The organism is Campylobacter sp. US50a, assembly GCF_004379015.1.
Classification (GTDB): domain Bacteria; phylum Campylobacterota; class Campylobacteria; order Campylobacterales; family Campylobacteraceae; genus Campylobacter_D; species Campylobacter_D jejuni.
Genome location: NZ_RYYJ01000115.1, coordinates 1 through 236 on the forward strand (window position 1 = coordinate 1; position 236 = coordinate 236).

At 30.5% G+C, this 236-nt stretch carries 1 pseudogene; it reads right to left on the bottom strand.

The window, feature by feature from the left end:
- A pseudogene (locus tag ELQ11_RS10440) lies at positions 1-168 on the bottom strand (hemerythrin family non-heme iron protein); the annotation flags it as partial.
- Between the last annotated feature and the right edge of the window lie 68 nt (positions 169-236).

Below are 236 nucleotides of genomic sequence, written 5' to 3' on the forward strand. Positions count from 1 at the left end.
GTATTTCATATAGTTGAAAAAATCTGTAAGCAAAGCTTTAATTTCATCTCTATGAACGGGTTTATCAAATATATGTTCAACTTTGGCTGCAAGTTCAAACAGCTTTTTGTGTTGGTTGTCTATTCTGCCATTATGAACGCTATAGATTTTATCCCATTTTGGAAGCAAGCTTTATCCCTTATAAGTTTTTTCTTGGCTTCTAATAAAAAATAAAAGCTCTTGACATTTTTTACATC